The 18,558-nt window shown below is 66.7% G+C and carries 19 protein-coding genes; 8 read left to right on the forward strand and 11 right to left on the reverse strand.

From position 1 onward, the window contains the following. The first annotated feature begins 8 nt into the window (after positions 1-8). Entirely contained in the window at positions 9-1,403 is a 1,395-nt protein-coding gene (locus tag E1956_RS15475) for a c-type cytochrome (RefSeq protein WP_232071637.1), read from the forward strand. 221 nt (positions 1,404-1,624) lie between these two features. Further along, positions 1,625-2,359: a metallophosphoesterase gene (locus E1956_RS15480; protein WP_197732875.1), complete on the forward strand. Its 735-nt coding sequence runs from the start codon at positions 1,625-1,627 to the stop codon at positions 2,357-2,359. Positions 2,360-2,544: 185 nt separating this feature from the next. On the opposite strand, the gene E1956_RS15485 is transcribed toward E1956_RS15480, so the two are convergent. The 3 genes from E1956_RS15485 to E1956_RS15495 all read right to left on the reverse strand — a co-directional run bounded on the left by E1956_RS15485 (position 2,545) and on the right by E1956_RS15495 (position 5,748). Further along, positions 2,545-3,327: an RES family NAD+ phosphorylase gene (locus E1956_RS15485; RefSeq protein ID WP_134754452.1), complete on the reverse strand. Its 783-nt coding sequence runs from the start codon at positions 3,325-3,327 to the stop codon at positions 2,545-2,547. Between the two features lie 29 nt (positions 3,328-3,356). Then, a complete protein-coding gene (locus E1956_RS15490; protein WP_167760035.1) occupies positions 3,357-3,791 on the reverse strand; it encodes an MbcA/ParS/Xre antitoxin family protein in 435 nt (144 codons plus the stop codon). A 1,105-nt stretch (positions 3,792-4,896) separates the two neighbouring features. After that, positions 4,897-5,748: a LysR family transcriptional regulator gene (locus E1956_RS15495; protein WP_134750713.1), complete on the reverse strand. Its 852-nt coding sequence runs from the start codon at positions 5,746-5,748 to the stop codon at positions 4,897-4,899. Positions 5,749-5,863: 115 nt separating this feature from the next. Between E1956_RS15495 and E1956_RS15500 the strand changes: the two genes are divergently transcribed. Further along, a complete protein-coding gene (locus E1956_RS15500) occupies positions 5,864-6,247 on the forward strand; it encodes a tautomerase family protein (protein ID WP_134750715.1) in 384 nt (127 codons plus the stop codon). Positions 6,248-6,343: 96 nt separating this feature from the next. On the opposite strand, the gene ppk2 is transcribed toward E1956_RS15500, so the two are convergent. Both ppk2 and E1956_RS15510 read right to left on the reverse strand, forming a co-directional pair. Continuing rightward, entirely contained in the window at positions 6,344-7,474 is a 1,131-nt protein-coding gene (gene ppk2 / locus E1956_RS15505; protein ID WP_134750717.1) for a polyphosphate kinase 2, read from the reverse strand. Positions 7,475-7,677: 203 nt separating this feature from the next. Further along, positions 7,678-7,896 carry a YdcH family protein gene (locus tag E1956_RS15510; RefSeq protein WP_134750719.1) on the reverse strand — a complete coding sequence of 73 codons (219 nt, stop codon included), beginning with the start codon at positions 7,894-7,896 and terminating at the stop codon, positions 7,678-7,680. Between the two features lie 243 nt (positions 7,897-8,139). On the opposite strand from E1956_RS15510, the gene E1956_RS15515 reads away from it, so the two are divergent. Together E1956_RS15515 and E1956_RS15520 are read left to right on the forward strand one after the other, a co-directional pair. Next, positions 8,140-9,711: a CHAD domain-containing protein gene (locus tag E1956_RS15515; RefSeq protein WP_134750721.1), complete on the forward strand. Its 1,572-nt coding sequence runs from the start codon at positions 8,140-8,142 to the stop codon at positions 9,709-9,711. A gap of 237 nt (positions 9,712-9,948) precedes the next feature. Then, a complete protein-coding gene (locus E1956_RS15520) occupies positions 9,949-10,761 on the forward strand; it encodes a TOBE domain-containing protein (protein WP_232071799.1) in 813 nt (270 codons plus the stop codon). Positions 10,762-10,813: 52 nt separating this feature from the next. Here the strand turns inward: E1956_RS15520 and E1956_RS15525 are convergent, their stop codons facing one another. Next, the gene (locus E1956_RS15525) at positions 10,814-11,524 is read right to left on the reverse strand and encodes a phosphatase PAP2 family protein (protein WP_134750725.1); all 711 of its coding nucleotides are present in this window, start codon (positions 11,522-11,524) and stop codon (positions 10,814-10,816) included. Positions 11,525-11,798: 274 nt separating this feature from the next. Between E1956_RS15525 and E1956_RS15530 the strand changes: the two genes are divergently transcribed. Continuing rightward, positions 11,799-13,004: an extracellular catalytic domain type 1 short-chain-length polyhydroxyalkanoate depolymerase gene (locus tag E1956_RS15530; RefSeq protein ID WP_134750727.1), complete on the forward strand. Its 1,206-nt coding sequence runs from the start codon at positions 11,799-11,801 to the stop codon at positions 13,002-13,004. A gap of 134 nt (positions 13,005-13,138) precedes the next feature. Beyond that, the gene (locus E1956_RS15535) at positions 13,139-13,318 is read left to right on the forward strand and encodes a DUF3563 family protein (RefSeq protein WP_028219562.1); all 180 of its coding nucleotides are present in this window, start codon (positions 13,139-13,141) and stop codon (positions 13,316-13,318) included. 123 nt (positions 13,319-13,441) lie between these two features. Here the strand turns inward: E1956_RS15535 and E1956_RS15540 are convergent, their stop codons facing one another. The 3 genes from E1956_RS15540 to E1956_RS15550 all read right to left on the reverse strand — a co-directional run bounded on the left by E1956_RS15540 (position 13,442) and on the right by E1956_RS15550 (position 15,788). Next, positions 13,442-14,245, reverse strand: coding sequence for a BPSS1780 family membrane protein (locus tag E1956_RS15540; protein ID WP_134750729.1), 804 nt, complete (start codon positions 14,243-14,245; stop codon positions 13,442-13,444). Further along, positions 14,236-15,258: a homoserine kinase gene (locus E1956_RS15545; protein ID WP_134750731.1), complete on the reverse strand. Its 1,023-nt coding sequence runs from the start codon at positions 15,256-15,258 to the stop codon at positions 14,236-14,238. Before E1956_RS15545 ends, E1956_RS15540 begins: the two co-directional genes overlap by 10 nt. A gap of 131 nt (positions 15,259-15,389) precedes the next feature. Continuing rightward, entirely contained in the window at positions 15,390-15,788 is a 399-nt protein-coding gene (locus E1956_RS15550) for a hypothetical protein (protein WP_028219564.1), read from the reverse strand. A gap of 247 nt (positions 15,789-16,035) precedes the next feature. Between E1956_RS15550 and E1956_RS15555 the strand changes: the two genes are divergently transcribed. Further along, positions 16,036-17,562: an AMP nucleosidase gene (locus tag E1956_RS15555; RefSeq protein ID WP_134750734.1), complete on the forward strand. Its 1,527-nt coding sequence runs from the start codon at positions 16,036-16,038 to the stop codon at positions 17,560-17,562. Between the two features lie 86 nt (positions 17,563-17,648). On the opposite strand, the gene E1956_RS15560 is transcribed toward E1956_RS15555, so the two are convergent. Both E1956_RS15560 and E1956_RS15565 read right to left on the reverse strand, forming a co-directional pair. Next, on the reverse strand, positions 17,649-17,963 hold the full coding sequence (locus E1956_RS15560; RefSeq protein ID WP_134750736.1) for a hypothetical protein: 315 nt from the start codon (positions 17,961-17,963) through the stop codon (positions 17,649-17,651). After that, positions 17,960-18,529 carry a hypothetical protein gene (locus tag E1956_RS15565; protein WP_134750738.1) on the reverse strand — a complete coding sequence of 190 codons (570 nt, stop codon included), beginning with the start codon at positions 18,527-18,529 and terminating at the stop codon, positions 17,960-17,962. Before E1956_RS15565 ends, E1956_RS15560 begins: the two co-directional genes overlap by 4 nt. Between the last annotated feature and the right edge of the window lie 29 nt (positions 18,530-18,558).

The raw sequence follows: 18,558 nt of genomic DNA on the forward strand, positions 1-18,558 counted from the left end.
GACAACCGATGAACACAAGACCGTCCCCCGCGCATCGCACCCACCGCACGCATCGCGCACGCACCACGCTCGCCACGCTGCTGTTCTGCACGTTCGCGCTCTACGTGGCGTGGCACGCCGCGCACGACGGCGAGATGCGCCCCGTCGACGAAGTCCCGCTGCCCGCCGCGCACGGCGAAGGCCCGGCCGCGCCCGGCGACGCCACCGCCCAGCCGGAGATCGTCAAGCGCGGCGAATACCTCGCGCGCATGGGCGATTGCGCCGCGTGCCACACGGCCGACAAGAGCCGGCCGTTCGCGGGCGGCCTCGCGATCAACACGCCATTCGGCAAGATCTACACGCCCAACATCACGCCCGATCCCGACACCGGCATCGGCCAGTGGACCGAGTCCGACTTCATGCGCGCGATGCACGAGGGCGTGGGCAAGAGCGGCGAGCGGCTCTACCCGGCGTTTCCGTACGTGGAGTTCACGCGCGTGACGGAGCAGGATGTGCTCGCGATCCGCGCGTACCTGAACACGGTCGCGCCGATCCACTACAAGCCGCCCGCCAACGAGCTGCGGTTCCCGTTCAATCAGCGCTGGCTGATGATTTTCTGGAACCTCTTCAATTTCGACGAAGGGCGCTTCGTGCCCGATCCGCAAAAGAGCGCCGAGTACAACCGCGGCGCCTATCTGGTCGAAGGGCTCGCGCATTGCGAGGAATGCCACACGCCGCGCAACTTCATGCAGGGCCTGAAGTCGAGCGGCCGCTTCTCGGGTGCGACGCAGGCGGGCTGGCAGGCCTACAACATCACGCCGGACCGCGCGGGCGGGATCGGCGGCTGGAGCGACGACGCGCTCATGAGCTACCTCGCCACCGGCGTGGCCCCCGGCCACGCGAACGCCGCCGGGCCGATGGCCGAGGTCGTGCAGAACTCCACGCAATACCTGAACGCCGAGGACCAGCGCTCGATCACCGCCTATTTGCGCGGGCAACCGCCGGTTGCGGGCGGCGTGACGCGCTCGCGCGATTCGTACGGCCAGCCCGCCAACGACGATATCACCGCGCTGCGCGGCACCGTGATCACGAGCGTGAATGGCGCGCAGCTATTCGTGGCGAACTGCGCGAGCTGCCATAACTGGACCGGTGCGGGCGTGGGCGCGAGTGCGCCAGGCGCGTATCCGTCTCTGATTCACAACAGCGTGGCGGGCGCGGCGAGCCCGGACAACCTGACGATGACGATCCTGCACGGCGTGAAGCGCCAGACCAAAGACGCCGACGTGCTGATGCCTGCATTTGGCGATGCGCTCAGCAACGACCAGGTGGCGGCCATCGCGAACTACGTGACGAAGCAGTTCGGCGATCCGCAGGCGAGCATCACGCCGGACCAGGTTGCGGCGTTGCGCGCGCAGGCGCAATAGCGCGCTGCCGCGCCCGGGTGTGGCCGGGTCAGCCCGGGCGTCGCGTTGTGTGGTGCGATTTGCGGTGCAATGGGCGGCGCGCCCGGAGACGGCGCGCCCCTGAGCGCGTGTCCCGGCGCGCGGGCGCTGCCGCGGGAGGCTTCGCTCGAGCTGGCTGCAAGCTGCGCGAAAAGATGTTTGGCGCGCATACGTGGCGCTGCGGCCAGCGCTATGATGAAACGATGACGCTAACTCTCGCTCCTGACGTCCAGCATCACGCGGCCAATGCGGCCGGTCGCGATTTCGTGATCGGCGACCTGCACGGCTGCGTGGACGCCTTGCGCTATCTGCTTCACAAAGTGGGATTCGACGCCGCGCACGACCGGCTGTTTTCGGTGGGCGATCTCGTCGACCGCGGCGACCAGTGCGAGGAGGCGCTCGCGCTGCTCGACAAGCCCTGGTTTTACGCCGTGCTCGGCAATCACGAAGACTCGCTGTGCGCGGTCGCGGAAGGGCGTCTCGCGCGGCATCGCTGGTATGCCATTGGCGGGGGCTGGGCGCAGGGGCTGTCCGACCACGCGCTGGCCACGTATGCAAAGCGGCTGCGGGAGCTGCCGCTCGTGCGCGTGGTGGGCGAGGGCGAGACGCGCTTTAACGTGCTGCACGCGGAATTCTTCGGCGACGATGCCGATCTCGACGCCGGCCGGTTCGATGCCGAAGTGCGCGAACGCATGATGTGGGGGCGCGAGCTGGCCTTCAACGCGGCCAGGCTGCCGCATTACGCGCTTTCGCCCACCTACTGCGGGCACACTCCCGTGCGCGAGCTGCGCCAGATAGGCTCGCAGACGTTCATCGATACCGGCGCGTTCATTCCTGAAGGACGCCTGACGATGGTCGAGGCGCTCACGTCCCGGCAGTGGTCGATCTCCGTGCAGGCGGCGCGCGCGATGGGCGCGGCCGAGATGACGCTGCCTTAAACGCGCTTCCTGCATTTCTGCCGCGCGTTACCGCGACTGCCTGGACTCTGACTGCGCGCTACCTGCGAACGTCCAGGGCGATAACTGCGCGCATCCCCGGCTCTTTCGCGCGTATGGCTCGTTGCGTGCGTCTCCAACACCTGCCCCTGCGTTGGCGTTGGCCCCGGTCCTCGCCCTGGCCCGCCTTAAATGCCCTCCTGGCCGTACGCGGCGGTCAATTCGAACACCATGTCGATGGCTTCGCCGTTCCAGTTGTATTCGAGGTAGGCGGCGTGATGGCAGGCGTGCAGCAGCGTCGTGCGCAACGCGGCGAGGCATTCGCCGCCCGCATCGCGCACCGATGGATAAACGATGCCGGGCGCGCCTGCCGCCCGCAGCGCGCGCCCCAACGCCTGACCCGCGGTGTAGTCGTCCGGCGCGAGCACGGCCGGATCGGCCAGATCAGTGGGCCCTTGAGCGGCTGCATGCGCGGCCGCGGGGCCGCGCAGATCGGCGACCGTGCCTTGCGCGATCACCGTATAGAGCCGCATCTGCTGCCGCAGCGGCGGCTCGCGCGTCGCGGCGAGAAAGCGGCCCGCGTGGTAGCGCGTCTCGGCGATGGCCGTTTCGCGCGTGCGCGCGCAGTAGAACACGCCAAAGGTGCCGTCGGAAAACCGGCTGCCCTGCGGGTTCAGATGCGTGAAAGCGGCCATGATCGGGCCGTAGCCGGGGCCGAAGCGGCGCTCCTCGCGCGGCACGAGATCGAGGTCGCCGGTCTCCGTGCGCAGGCGGTCGTTGGTCAGCGCTTCGAGTGCATAGAGCGCCTCGAAGTCCTCAGGCGTGGCCACCCGGTCGAACAGATTCACGGCGGGAAAGCGCGTGGGGGTCACGCGGAACGCGGGCGACCAGTCGAGTGGCGCGCTGCGCCAGTGTGCCTCCCAGGATGTGTCCGACGGGCCGGTGGCGGGCGTGGCGCCCGGGGCCGGCACTTGTGCCGTGTCTCGTGTCGTGTGCTTTTTCACGCCCAGCCGCCCCGCATCGCGTCGAGGTACTGACGCACCGCCACGAGGTCGCTGATATTGCCTGCGAGCATGCGGTCGAGCGCGCTCCGGCCGCCGAACGGTGGCGCGCTGTTGGGGCGCTTGACCCAGGCATCGGCGGCGGCGGGGGGCGGCAGGAGGATCTGCAAGGACTTGTAGATGCCGAGCAGCAGCGAAAGGCGCTCGAGTGTGTCACGGCCTAGCCGCGCGGATTGGGGTGCCTGCTTCCACTTGAAGAACGTCGAACGGCCGGGTGAGCCGAGCAGGACGATCTGCTCTTCCACGGAGAGATCCCAGTCGCGTGCGATGTTGAAAAAGGCGCGCAGGCCGGCCGCCGACATCTCGGCGGTTGAGGGCTCGGCGCCGGGACGCCGCGCTGGCGCGGCGGACGGGGAGGTGGGCGCATGGGGCATGGTCTGGTCTTTATATGAACTTTTTTATGATGCTAGTCCATATATGGATTTTTGCAAATTTTGGTTGGGTATAATCGCCGGCCGATCGAATCGGGACAAGAACAGCTATTCGAGGGAGGAGCGGCGTGCGGGCAGTAGCGGTGATGGTCGCAGCATGGTGGATGTCGACGACGATGGCATGGGCGGTCGCGCCGGCGGCCGCGGCGCAGCGTGGCGGATATGAAGGCCATGGCGGGGCGGCGGTGCATGGAGCGGGAGGCGGCGCCGCTACGCGGGGAGGTGGGGCGCATGACGCGCATAGTGCCCATAGCGCCCGTGACGGGAACGCCCAGGCGAGCGCGCGCAATGGTGGCAAAGAAGGTAAGGCCGCCAGAACCGAGGCGCAGCATGGCGTGAAGCACGCGAAGTCTGACGCGCCTGCGACACATGCAGCACGACCTTCACGATCCGCGAAATCCGCGAAGCCTGTGAAAGCCGGGCACATGCAAGCTCACGCCCAGCAACGAGCCAATGCCGCGAGCCGGCCGGCGGCACACGATGCACCGCGGACCTCACGTCAGGCGAGCGCCCACACACACTCTTTAGAGTCAGCGGCACACACGCAGGCTGTACCGAAGCCAGCCGCACACACGTCGGCTGCACCCAAGCCAGCCGTGCACAGGCAGGCCGCACCTAAGCCGCTCGTAACTAAGATGGCCGCCTCTAGACCGGTTGCAGCTAAGCCATCCGCACCCAGACAGGCCGCACCTAAGCCGCTCGTAACCAAGATGGCCGCCGCTAGACCAGCCGCACCCAAGCCGGCCGCACCTAAGACAGCCGCACTTGGACCGGTCGCACCTAAGCCGGCCGTACCGAAACACGCGCCGGCCAGGCCCACAGCGCTCCACCCGGCGCCGCATCACAAGCTCGTGGTCCAGGCGCCTGCGGCGCAGGCACAGCGCGCAATCCCGCAGCCGCGCCAACTTCCGCCGATGCTGGGCTGATCCATTCCGACCCGGGCTGGGCCGTGCGGCGTATCGGCATGCCCGCGCCTAACGCACGGCTGCGTTGCCCGGAGACCGGCGGCTCCCCGGCTGCACGGCCACCCACTCACGCAGTTTTGCCCTCAGGTCGTGCCGAGACTCGACGCAAGCAATTGCAGCGTCGCCGCTGAGCGCGGCTCGTGCACGCGCGAATGCAGCGTCACCCGCGAGACCGGCAAAGGCGGCAGGCCGTGCTTCGCCCCAACATCGACGAGCGCTCTCGGTGCGACGCGCCGCGCCAGCGCCGACACCGCGAGCCCCGCCTCCAGCGCCGCGCCAACCGCGGCCACGCCGCCGCCCACGAACACCTCCTGCCACGCGATGCCCGCCACGTCGAGCGCAGCGATCGCCGCCGCGCGCACCGCGCAAGGCCCCTCGAGCAACGCGAGCGGCAGCGAGGTACCCGGCTCCCACTGCCAATCGGGCGCGGCGAGCCAGACCAGCGGCTCGTCGAAGAGCAGCCGTGCGTCGCCGCGCGGCGCCTCATCGGCTTCTTGACGGACGATGACGGCGTCGAGCCGCCGCTCGTCGAATTGCGCGAGCAACTGTGCCGAAAGCCCAAGATGCAGTGCGATCACGAGTCCCGGATCGTGAGCGCGCAAGAGCGCGAGCTGGCGGGCGAGTTGTGCATCGGCTACGTACTCGCTCAATCCGAGCGCGAGCCGCCGCGCCTCGCCCGTCAGCGTGCCGAGTGCGCGCTCATGCGCTCCCAGCAACTCGCGCGCGGCGCCAAGAAACGCGCGCCCGTCCGGCGAGAGCCGCACGACGCGCGGCGTGCGTTCGAGCAACTGCCGGCCAAGATGGGCTTCGAGGCGCTTCAGCTTGAGGCTGACGGCAGATTGCGTGGTATCGAGCGCGTCGGCGGCGCGCGTGAAACTATGCAGTTCCGCGACCAGCACGAACGCGCGCACGGCATCGAGATCGAGGGGTTTCATTTCGAGTGAAAATAAATGAAATATCGAGCAATATCTGTTTATTATGATAGCGCGCGCCTAAGCTGTTGTCGTGGTCGTTCACTTGTCACCCCATGCAACGCTGAAGGAGCCCGACATGCCATTCACCCGTATTGCCGTCCGCGCAGGCAAGCCCGCAGCCTATAGAAAGGCGCTCACGCAGGGCGTGCATCTTGCACTCATGGAAGTCTTCAAGGCGCCGGAAGACGACCAGTTCATGATCGTCACCGAGCACGATGCCGACAATTTCGTCTTTGGCCGCCACTACCTTGGCATCGAGCGCAGCGACGATCTCGTGATGATTCAGATCGCCGTGAGCAATACGCGCGGGCAGGATCAGAAGAAAGCGCTGTTCGCCCAGATCGCCGAAAACCTTGCGCGCGATCCCGGCGTGCGGCGCGAGGATGTATTCGTCAACCTCGTGGATGTCGCGCGCGAGAACTGGTCGTTCGGCAATGGGATCGCGCAGTACGCCACTTGATCTTGCCGCGCACCGCCGAACGCGCCGTACCCGCGCCGCAAGCGGATTGCGGCGCGGGACGTCGCAGGCGTGCAGGTCTGGCCGGTTCCCCGGCGCTTAAAGCGCGCGGCTCACCAGCAGCGGGTCGACGGACCCGATCGCCGTGACATCGCGGCTCGTGTAAGGCAGCTTGTGCAGGATGTGGCGCATGGCGTTCAGCCGCGCGCGCTTCTTGCAATCCGAGCGCACCACGGTCCAGGGGGCGTCGGCCGTATCGGTCTGGGAGAACATCGCCTCTTTGGCCAGCGTGTATTCGTCCCATTTGTCGAGCGAGGCGAGATCCACGGGGCTGAGCTTCCACTGCTTGAGCGGATGCACGCTGCGCTCCTTGAAGCGGCGCCGCTGCTCCGCGCGGCTCACCGAGAACCAGAACTTGACGAGGTGAATGCCGCTGCGGATCAACTGATGTTCGAATTCCGGCACCTGCTGCATGAAGTCCGTGTATTCCTCGGCCGAGCAAAAGCCCATGACGCGCTCGACGCCCGCACGGTTGTACCAGGAGCGGTCGAACAGCACGATCTCGCCCGCCGAAGGCAGATGCTGAACGTAGCGCTGAAAGTACCATTGGCCGCGCTCGACCTCGGTGGGCTTTTCGAGCGCCACAACACGCGCGCCGCGCGGATTCAGATGCTCCATGAAGCGCTTGATCGTGCCGCCTTTGCCCGCCGCGTCGCGCCCCTCGAAGACGATGACCACGCGCTGCCCGGTCTCGCGTACCCACGCCTGAAGCTTCAGCAATTCGACCTGCAGGCGATATTTCTGCCGCTCGTAGGCGCGCCGCGACATCAGGTTGCGGTAGGGGTAGGCGCCGTCGCGCCAACCCGCGGCAAGCTCTTCGTCAGGATGGCGCGCTCGCGTTTTGCGCCAGTCCGCGGGGTTGCCTTCCAGGATCACGCTGCGCAGTTGCGCGGCCTCGTCTGGGGACAAGCCACGCATGAGCGCGGCGATGGATTCGAGCAACGAGTCGGACGATTCGCCGTGCGCTGCACCATTGGCGCCGACGAGATCGTGCATCGCGCCGGCAATGACCTCGCTGGCCGCTTCGATGGCGGCGTCGACGGCGTGCAGCTCGGCGCTATGCGGCGTGAGCTCGGTCCGGTGCGCGGGCGCGTCGCTGTGGCGAGGCGGGTCTTGAAGCGCGCTTTGAGCGCCGGGGGCGGGTTTAGGGGAGGCAGGGTGAGTGGCCATCTTTGGGGTAGGAATTGTTTGCGCTACGACAGGTTGCGCTACGACAACGGCCGGACCCCGGTTGAACCGGGCGGCCTGCGGCAGTGGGGAGCGAGGGGAGCCAGCGACGCGGGCGGCACCGGGATCATGGCCAGGGCGATGCGGACCAGCGCCGCATCGCGCGGCCCGCACGATGCGGCATGTTTCGGTATAAGCGCTGGTGCTTACACGCTTTCGGCCTTGCGCAGGATCTGGTAGAGCGAATCCTTGAGCTGCAGCTTTTCCTTCTTGAGCTGTTCGATGGCCATGCCGTTCGCGGGGACGATGCCCGCTTCCATGTTTTTGATCTGTTGATCCATCTCGTTGTGACGATGGAAAAGCCGCGCGAAATGCTCATCATGGGTTTTGAGCCGCGAGATCAGGTCTCTGTATTCTGGGAACACTCAATACTCCTTACAGAAGTGCAACACATCAGGTCGATGTGCAAGTATTTTTCCACTTTCGTCAGGCTGAGGTCTTGATCGTCGTCATTCCGCGCAAACGGGGTGGGGCCGCTACCGAGAGCACCGCTGCGGTTGCGCGTGTACCATCAGGTGCGACAACAGCGTCGTTGTCAGATTAATCTCACCCGTTCATATTTGCCATTTTCACCGCTTTCTGCCGCCCCAACGACCCTCGGAGCGTCCATGAACCGCGTACTGGAAATCGTGCTGGATGTCGTGAGTGCCACGCCACAGGCTTCGTCCGAGGCTGCCGTCACGTCCGAGCAGATTCCATCCGAATTCGCCGTGGCCATATGCGCCGCTTTGCCGCAGCTCGAACCCCAGGCCGATTCGGCCGACCCCGTCACGATCACCGTCTTCGATAGTGCTGGCGTACTTGCCAGAGCCGGCTGGCGGATCGGCGTTCAAACGCGCGGCACGGCGCATTGCGTCGTCGTTTCCAGCCGGCGCGCATGGACGCCGGGCATCGTCGTCGTCGAGCCGATTTTCGAGGCGCATCTCGAAGCGGACGGCCTTGAAACCGCACTCTTCGATGCCGCGCCCGAGGTGTTTCGCGAGGCGCTGGCGTCATGCGGGCCGCTCGAACCGTCGGCGACGCTGTCGGCGGTGCGTAGCCGCTGGCGCTGGGAGCGCGACGGCCTCAGCGTGGACCTCGTGCTCGATGCCGACCTGCGTGCCCCGCAGGACGAAGGCGCGAGCCTGCACGAGTTGCGCGTGAGCGTGCCGTGGGCCGAAGGCGAGGACGATGCGCCGCTCGTCGATGCGCTGTTCGCCTGCGCGCACGAGCTGGCCGACGCGCTGCCCGCGTTCGTGCGCCTGGGCGATGCGCTCGAGCGCGCGGCGGCCGGCAGCCTCGCCGGCGACGCGTGCGCGCTGCGGGCGGAGCCGGTCGATCTGGGCGGCGCATGCACCGCCGAGGCCGCGCTGGTCGCGATCGGCGCCAACATCAGCGCGCACTGGCTCGGCAATGACTGGGGCGTGCGCGATTCTGCGGACATCGAATTCATTCACCAGATGCGTGTGGCACAGCGGCGTCTGCGCACCGTGATGCGGATTTTTTCGCATTGGCAGGATGAGACCTGGGATGCGCGCGTCAAACCCGAGCTCAGCTGGCTGGGGGGGCTGCTCGGCGACGCGCGCGATCGCGACGTGTTCGTCGAAGGCACATTGCCCGCGCTCGCCGCGGCTGACGTCGAGCCCGCGCGCTGGCGCGCCGTGCTCGATGAGGCGCAGGCGCAGCGGCTCGTGGCGCGCGCACGGTTGCGCGAGGCGTTGGCGTCGCCGCGCTACGCGCATGCCGCGCTGGCGTGGCTGCAGTGGCTGGCGGCCCTTGCGCGTTGCGTGCGCGCCGACGGCGCAAACGCACGCTCGCTGCACCGGCACGCGAAGAAGCGCGTGCGCCGCTATTACGAGCAACTCGCGCAGGCCCAAAAGCTCACGGCCATCGACGACGCAGGCCGCCATCGCGTGCGTATCAGCGCGAAGTATCTGCGCTATACGCTCGAGTTTTTCGCACCGATCACGACGCGCCGCACACGCGCCGACACGACGCGCTCGCTCGCGCGCCTGCAAGGCGTGCTGGGCGACGGCAACGACGCCGCGGTCGCCTTGCGCTATCTCGAGCGCATGGATGCGGAGCCATATCAGCTTGGCTTCGCGCGAGGGTGGTGCGAAGCCATGAAGCGCTACACGGCGAAAGAGGGCGAGCGGCTCCTGCGCGAATTGCGCCAGCCGAAGGTCAAGCGCGGCGCCTGACCCGGGCGTGCGCGCGAGCGCGGGGCCAATCTCGCGCGCCCCGTCTCTATAATCGACGCCAACGCTTGCCTACGACGACAGCCCCGCGCGATGACGACTTCCTCCTCTTCGACTTCCTCCCCAGGCGGGCCGGCTGCCGGCGGCGAAAGCGCTGGCGCCGAAGCCGGCGAGCCGCCGCGCGCGGCATCGCCCGAGCTGGGTGTAGGCGGTTCGGTCTGGTTTCAGGCCGGCCCGCAGATGCTCGGTGGCGCGGCTCGCATCGCGCTGCTTGCGGCGATCCGCGAAACCGGTTCGATCACCGGCGCCGCGAAGGCGGTCGGCATGAGCTACAAGGGCGCCTGGGATGCCATCGACGCGATGAACAATCTCGCCGGCGAGACGCTCGTCGTGCGCGCGACAGGCGGCAAGGGCGGCGGCGGGACCACGCTCACGCCGCGCGCGCAACGCCTGATCGCCACGTTCGGTGCGATCGAGCGCGAGCATCGGCACTTTCTCGAGCGCGCCGCCGCAGCGGTGCGCGCGCTCGGCGGGGCGGCAGAGCCGGACGCCGACGCGGGCGCCGCAGGCAGTCTCGGCAGGGATCTCGCCGTGCTCGGCCGCTTCGCGCTGCGCACCAGCGCGCGCAATCAGCTCTACGGCACGATCGTGGCGCTCGTGTGCGGCGCCGTGAACGACGAAGTGTCGATCGCGCTGCCGGGCGGTCAGCAGCTCGTCGCAGTCGTGACGCGCGAGAGCGCCGAGGCGTTGGGTCTCGCCGTTGGGGGGGCGGTGGTGGCGCTCGTCAAGGCGTCGTCGGTCGTGCTGGTGGGCGGCGGAGCGCTTTCGGCGGACCACGCCGCGCGGCTTTCGGCGCGTAACCGCTTGAGCGGCGTGGTGAGCGGCGTGCGCCGCGGCGAGGTCAACGCGGAGGTGACGCTCGAATTGCCGGGCGGAACGGTGATTGCCGCGGTCGTGACGGACGCGAGCGTCGACGCGCTCGGCCTCGAAACGGGCGCGAGCGCGACGGCGGTGTTCAAGGCGTCGAGCGTGCTGCTTGGGGTGGGTGGCTGAGCGGGGCGGCCGGCGCACTCAGGCACGGTGCCGGCCTGGGCCGCGGCTTGTCTCAGGCGTGCCGCTGGGGAGGCTGCGCAAGCGTGTTGCGGGTCTGCGAGACCGGCGCGTTGAGCGTGCCGGGCTTGTGTATCGGCCGATTGGCCTTCCACTTGGCCCGAATATAGGGTTGATCGTGCCCCGAGACGGTGAGCGCGAGATTCGTGACCCAGCGATGAGTGGGCAGGCGCACGTCGTGCAATCCGAAGGTGAGTGCCGCGAGGCTTATCGTGACCACGGCCGCGGAGAGCCGGCCCGATTGCGCCTCCCACCAGTAGCGCACGAACACGAGCGCGGTTAGCGCGCCGACGATGCAGCCGGTGACCGCTTCCGACGGCGAATGCGCGTCGAGCACGACGCGCGAGAGTCCGACCGCGATGCCAATGACGAGCCCGACGACAACGCCCGTGATGCGCAGCACGGGCCGCACGCCCTGCAGCATCAGGAAAAACGCCACCGGATAAACCGCCGTGGACAGCATGGCGTGGCCGCTCAGGCCCGTGAAATCGTACGAACGCACGCCGACACCCCAGCCCAGGAACGCGATCTTCGTGAGTGTGACGAGACCAATTGCCGCACCAAGGAGCAACAGCCAGCTCGCCGCCATGCGCCAGGAATAGCCCGTCGCGAGCCACAGTGCGATGGCCAGCGCGAGCGGGAGTGTGAGGCCGGCGCCGCCGAGGTTGGTGATCGAATACCAGAGGTGAAGGGGTAAATCAGGCATGACTTGGCGCCGCAGTGGCGCATTCCAAAAGGCATATTTGACTAACGCTCGAGCACCCGCAAAGGGCGACACGAACTACATCTCATCTTCCAGTATAGCCGCGTTCGGGGGCGATTATTGCGATGCGCCGTACATGACGGTCCGATTTAAAACTCGTTACAGCAGCCAGAACTCGTTACAGCATCGATCGATGAATGGTGTTATTGTGCATCGCACAATGAAGAGCCGCGGCTTATCGCCTCGGCGTATTCGACCCCCTTTCACGAGGCCACTGATGACGAAAAATCTGACGAAGCTGTGGGCGGGTGGCATGCGACGTCTGCTCGCCATCCAGAACCGTGCTGCGCGCGAAGCGCTGCACGAAGCCGGCCGGCGCGCGCCCGACGCGCAGGCCATGTGGCGCAATGCCCAGACCGCCGTGGCGCAGGCCGCTGCCGCGGCGGCGGCAGCGCCAGCCGCAAGCGAGGCGTCAGTACGCCCCGCGCCCGCTGCGCGCAGCGGGGCGCCGCTGCGCGAGTCGCGCGTGGGGCCCCGGGCCGCCGCGTGGGCGGCCGGCGAATGGCAACGTGCGGAGCATCTGGCACCCGGCGCGTCGCGCGCGCTCGCCTATGGCCTCTATGTGCCGCCGGGCTTGCCCACCGCGGGCATGCCGCTCGTCGTGATGCTGCACGGCTGCAAGCAAACGATGGATTCGTTCGCTGAGGGCACCCGCATGAACCTGCTCGCGGACAAGCACGGCTTTGCCGTGGTCTATCCGGAGCAATCGGTCCACGGGCATCCGCACCAATGCTGGCACTGGTACGACGCACGCCAGCCGGCGGGCGGCGGCGAAGCCGCGGCGATCGTTTCGCTCGTCGACACGCTTGTGCACGAACACGGCTTTGACCGTTCGCGCGTCTATCTGGCCGGTCTCTCGGCGGGTGCGGGCCTTGCCGCGCTGCTGGCAGTGAACGCGCCGGGCCATTTCGCGGCTGTCGCGCTCCATTCCGGGCCGGCGTTCGGCGAGGCGCGCTCGGGTGTTTCGGCACTCGACGTCATGCGGCGCGGGTTGCACCATGATGCGGTGGCGCTCGTCGACGGCCAGCTGGCCGGCCGTTCGCATCCCGGCATGCCGGCGCTCATCGTGCACGGCGGCGCCGACGCGGTGGTCGCGCCGGTCAATGCGGAGCAGCTCGCCACGCAGTTCCTGCGCCTGAACGATCTCGCCGATGCTCACGGCGTGCGCCAGGGCGTGGTCTCGCACGAGCACGACGGCGAGGGCTACACGGTGCAGGACTACTGGCACGACGGCGCAAGCGTGGTGCGTCTGTGCCGGGTGAGCGCGCTGGATCACGCCTGGAGCGGCGGCGACGATACGGTGCCGTTCCATTCGGCGACCGGACCGGACGCCAGCGCGATGATCTGGGACTTTTTCGAGCCACGGCGACGCGACGCGGTCGACGACGCTTTCGACGGCGAGCTGGCGGCTGGCGCGGGCTGAGCGCGCGGTGTGTCGTGCGCGCCGGCAGGCGCTGCGACAATCCGCATCAATTCAAGGGTTTACCATGATAAGGGTTTACCCTATAATGGCTCTGTTCATTCCGAGGGCATGTGCCCGATTACCGGAGCCAGACCATGTACCTGCTCAGCCGCCTTTTCCTGTTCCTCACGAAGTCGTACGAAACCGCTCAAAAGGAGCGCGAGGAAGCCTACCTGGCCGAATCGGCCGACATCTACGACCTCGAATTCCGCATGCGCAAGCTCGACCGCGAGAAGGCCGGCCGCAACCCGTCGTGGATGAATCACTACGGCTAATCGGCCAGGCATTCACGCCGGTCTGAAGTTTCAGAAACGCAATGGGGCGCACAGTGGCGCCCCATTGGTGTTTGTGCGGCTCGAACTTGCCGCCCAAAGCGGCTTGCGTTCGACGCCTTTCGCTCAGCGTCCCGAACCCGGCATTTCGGCGGCCGTCTTTTCCTGCACGCCGTAGCAGCCGCGATAGGTCGCGTAGAACGAGCAATAGAGCATCGTCGTCACGAGAATCAGCGCCGGCATGAGGATCGCCAGCGCGTAGTCACCGGCGCCGAGCGCGCGCAGCAGCGTCGAAAGTCCCAGCGACACGCCGATCGACACCGCAAACCACAGCGCGCCATACACCACGAACGCGCCCTTGTTGCGCCAGCAGCTCACGATGCTGAAGAACATCGCCTTGATCGGCGGCACCTCGTGCCAGGCCGTCAGCACCGGCGCGAACCAGAACATCATCGAAACCGGCACGTAGCACGCGAGCGACGCGAGCACGGCGAGCGGCACATTGCTGTTCGCGACGGCATCCGTATCGAGCGAGCCGCCCAGCGTCATCAGGCGCAGCAGCGTGCCGCCGTCCACGAGCGCCGAGGCCGCGAGCACCAGCGTCATCGCCACCACGTAAATCCCGCCCAGCACGAACAGATGCTTGGTGACCGTCTGCCCGTACGAGCGGAAACCGTCGACGAGTATGGTCGGAAACACCGGCTTGCCCGCAACGGTGTCGCGGCACGCGGCCATGAAGCCCACCGCCACGCCCGGCACGAAGATGAGCGGCAGCACGCCGCCGATCACCGGGACGGCGGAGATCAGCGTCATGGCGAGCAGATACGAGAAAAACAGCGTGAGGAACGCGAGCGGATTGCGCCGGAACAGCCAGATGCCCTGGCGAAACCAGACGTACCCCTGCTTCGCGGGGACTTCGATCAGTTGCATGAGCGGGGTTGTTCAGAGTGTGCGTGGAAGGCACCCGGCGTGCCGGCGGCGCTGTCGGCGCGGCGCTCGCGCAGGATGCGCTCGAAATGGCCGGGGTCGTGCGGCTTGAGCAACTCTGCCGAGCGCGGCAGATAAAAGTCATACAGACGCGATACCCAGAAGCGGTACGCGCCGGCGCGCAGCATGTCGACCCAGTGCCGGCTCTCGGCGGGCGTGAACGGGCGCACCGTCTGGTAGGCGCGCAACAGCGCTTCGACGCGGGGGGCGTCGAGCTTGCCCGTCGCGAGGTCGACGCACCAGTCGTTCACCGTCACCGCCACATCGAACACCCATTTGTCGCAGCCGGCGAAATAGAAGTCGAAGAATCCGCCAAGGCGCACCGTATGGCCCGTTTCCGGGCTGACGTGCGCGAACAGCGCATTGTCGCGGAAGAGGTCGCAATGGCATGGGCCGCCGGGCAGCGAGGCGTAATCGTCGCTCGCGAACAGGGCCTGCTGGTGCGCGAGCTCGCTCGTGAGCAGCTCGCGCTGGGCGTCGGCGAGGAACGGCAGGACCGTGGGCACGGTCTCTTCCCACCACGGCAGGCTGCGCAGATTCGGCTGGTCGAACGCGAAATCGCGGCCCGCCAGGTGCATGCGCGCGAGCATCTGCCCGACTTCCATGCAGTGCTCCACGCCCGGGGCGAGTTCCGGCGCGCCGTCGAGCTTCGTGACGATGGCCGCCGGCTTGCCGTGCAGCAGGCCGAACAGGCTGCCGTCGGCACGGGGCATCGGGTCGGGCACCGGCACGCGGTGCGAGGCCAGATGGCGCATCAGCTCGAGATAGAACGGCAACTGTTCGGCAGTGAGCTTTTCGAAGATCGTCAGAACGTATTCGCCGCGCGTCGTCGTCAGGAAGAAGTTGCTGTTTTCAATGCCTGACTGGATGCCGCGAAAATCGACTACGTCGCCAAGATCGTAGTCGCGCATCCATTGGGCAAGCTGGGTTTCGGTGACAGCGGTGAAGACGGCCATGCCAGAGGTCGTGTGGTTATCGTAATGGGAGCCCTGCTCACGGGCGCAATCGCCGTTTCGGCGCGGCTTCGTGCGCTCGGGCGGGAGGCGGCGCGGGACAGCGCACGCCGTCCGCGCGCAAGGACGGCGTATCAGTAATGCAGATTGATCGACGGCAGGCGCGTGCTGGCCTGGCCGTTCGGACGGACTTGCGGCGAGGTGTCGGGATTCGCGCTCATCGAGTAACGCGTGCCGAAGTTCGAATGCACGTTGATCTCGACGGGCTTGCCCTTGTCGCGGTATTCGGTGATCTCGGTGCCGGTCGGGCTCACTTCGTGGAAGCTCGGCGTGCGCGGCACGTCGTTGATGTTGACCTTCGAGGTGACGCGCGCAGCGGGCTGGTTGTTGATCGCGGCCAGATCGGGCAGGCCGGCCCGCTCGTTGGCGGACTGGGCCTCGACGGCGGTCTTCGCGTCGTCGGCTGGCGTGGCCATGGCGACACCGCTGAACGCGAGCGTCGCTGCGAAGGCGGCAAGAAGGTACGGCTTCATGGTGATTCTCCGATGAATATTCCAATTCTAGCAAATCCGCGTCCCGCGCCCCGAGTCCGACCGCTGGGGGCGCGGGGCCGACGTGCCGCGTCGGCGGGGCTGGCGGGGCGGCCGTTTCGGTGCGGTCCTGGCGCCGATCGCGGCGCAAAGGCGCGCAGCATCCGAATCTCCCGAGCGTGCGAAGGGCGTTGTCAGAATGACCTTCTTCCGTGCTAATGTCGTTCCATATGAACCGAGGCGAACGAACATGAACAACGAGACCCACCGGCGCACCTTCATGACGCCCCCGCACGACTTTCCGGTCGAAGCCTTCGAAGACGCAGCCGACGCCGTCACCCGCCTGTCCGCCATCTACGAGGCGAACACCTCGTTTCTGCGCGATGCGTTCGCGCGCTATCGGCGCGGCGAGGCGTTCGACCGTCGCGTGCGCGCATGCTATCCGTTCGTGCGCATTCACACGGAGGTCAACACGCACATCGACTCGCGCCGTTCATATGGTTTCGTCGCGGGCCCCGGCGTGTTCGAGACCACCGTCACGCGCCCCGATCTGTTCGGCAATTACTATCGCGAGCAATTGCGCCTGCTCGCGAAGAACCATCATGTGTCGATCGAAGTCGGGGTGTCGGAGCAGCCCATTCCGATTCACTTCGCGTTCGCCGAGGGCATCCACCTCGAAGGCGATCTGGACCGCGAGCGGCTCTTCGCGATGCGCGACATATTCGATACGCCGGACCTGGCCGAGCTCGACGACCGCATCGTCAACGGCACCTACGAACCGGCGCCGGGCGAGCCGCAGCCGCTCGCGCTCTTCACGGCGCCGCGCGTGGACTTCTCGCTGCATCGCCTCAAGCACTACACGGCGACCTCGCCCACGCACGTGCAGAACTACGTGCTCTACACGAACTATCAGTTCTATATCGACGAATTCGTGAAGCTCGGCCGCGCGATGATGGCGCGCACCGACGACGCCGACTTGCGCAATTACCGCAGCGAATACACGTCGTTCGTGGAGCCGGGCGACGTGGTCACCTATAACGCGAATCTCGGCGAGCAGGACGACGAGGGCACGCCGCCCGCGCGTCTGCCGCAGATGCCCGCGTATCACCTCAAGCGCGCGGACGGCAGCGGCATCACGATGATCAACATCGGCGTGGGGCCATCCAACGCGAAGACGATCACGGATCACATCGCCGTGCTGCGCCCGCATGCGTGGATCATGCTCGGCCACTGCGCGGGGCTGCGCAACACGCAGCGTCTCGGCGACTATGTGCTCGCGCACGGCTATGTGCGCGAGGATCACGTGCTCGATGCCGACTTGCCGCTGTGGGTGCCGATTCCGGCGCTGGCCGAAGTGCAGGTGGCGCTCGAGCGTGCGGTTGCGCAGATCACGCAGCTCGACGGCGTGGAGCTCAAGCGCGTGATGCGCACGGGCACGGTGGCGAGCGTCGACAATCGCAACTGGGAATTGCGCGAGCACCGCGAGCCGGTGCAACGTCTTTCGCAGAGCCGCGCGGTTGCGCTCGACATGGAGAGCGCGACGATTGCCGCAAACGGCTTCCGTTTTCGCGTGCCGTATGGCACGTTGCTATGCGTCTCCGACAAGCCGCTGCACGGCGAGCTCAAGCTGCCCGGCATGGCCGATTCGTTCTATCGCGCGCAAGTGGATCAGCACTTGCAGATAGGCGTGATGGCGATGGAGATCTTGCGCACCAACGGCTTGCACAAGCTGCATAGTCGCAAGTTGCGCAGCTTTGCCGAAGTGGCGTTTCAGTGAAGTAGACAAGACTGTCCGGCGCCTGTGGGAGAGGCCTGTGCGCTGGACATTCTGGACGATTGCTCTGGGCGGACTGGCAGAGCGTTTCAGCTCACCGGCACGTAACCGGTTGCGAGCGCGGTTGCGAGCGGCGCGTGCGCATACTTGCCACCGTCGAGCCTTAGTGCAATGTTTTTCGTCTTCATGGCCATGGCGATACGCGTGGCAGCATCGACAGGCAGTGACGTAGGCTGGGCATAGATGACGTTTGGCGCAGGCGATGCACGCCTGGTCTGAGCCTCGAGCGCATCATAGAGGGCAAGCGAACGGTACAGGCGGCTTACGAGCCAGGACAACACGATCCCGACGAATATACCGGCGGCAGGAATGCCGATGATTTCGACTACAGGCGAGTATGTCATTTATTGAACCGCTCAAGAGTGGCCTTTAACAAGGTCAGGCTGGCTGCGATGCCGTAGGCAATGCAGCTTTCCGTTTGTGGTGTTCCCCATGTAGCGGAGATGCTAGCACTGCCGTCAGGGTGAAGCCGCAACAGCCAGAGGACAAATATGCCGCCGGACAAGAAAAGTGCGAAGATGGCCAGGCCAACATTTGCATACCCGATGTATCTTGTCGTCCTGTTGCGCCGGATGTCGGCACGGTAGGTGCAAGCCCATTGCTTGCGCGCGGAGAATTGAAGTATTGAAGGGGGCTGGGGCAGTGCGATCAGCCTCGGCAAACTGCCTGGCATGCTCATGCAGGGCAGGGCCATCGTGAGCGCCGCCGTCATCATGGTCGGCGAAAAGAAGTCCAGCGGCTGGCACGTGTGCGGCGCGCGCAGGGCGCACAGTTCGTCGCGAAGTTTGTATTCGACGAGGATGAGCACGAGCGGTGCAACGACCACGATGGCGATGACGAGCCAGTTCCAGCCATGCGTCCACGCGCGCTCGTGCGCCGAATGCGCCGTTGCGTTCTCATGTTCTGCCAAAGTCAATTTGCAAGCCCTTGCCTGGTCGA

Source organism: Paraburkholderia pallida (genome assembly GCF_004524855.1).
Classification (GTDB): domain Bacteria; phylum Pseudomonadota; class Gammaproteobacteria; order Burkholderiales; family Burkholderiaceae; genus Paraburkholderia; species Paraburkholderia oxyphila.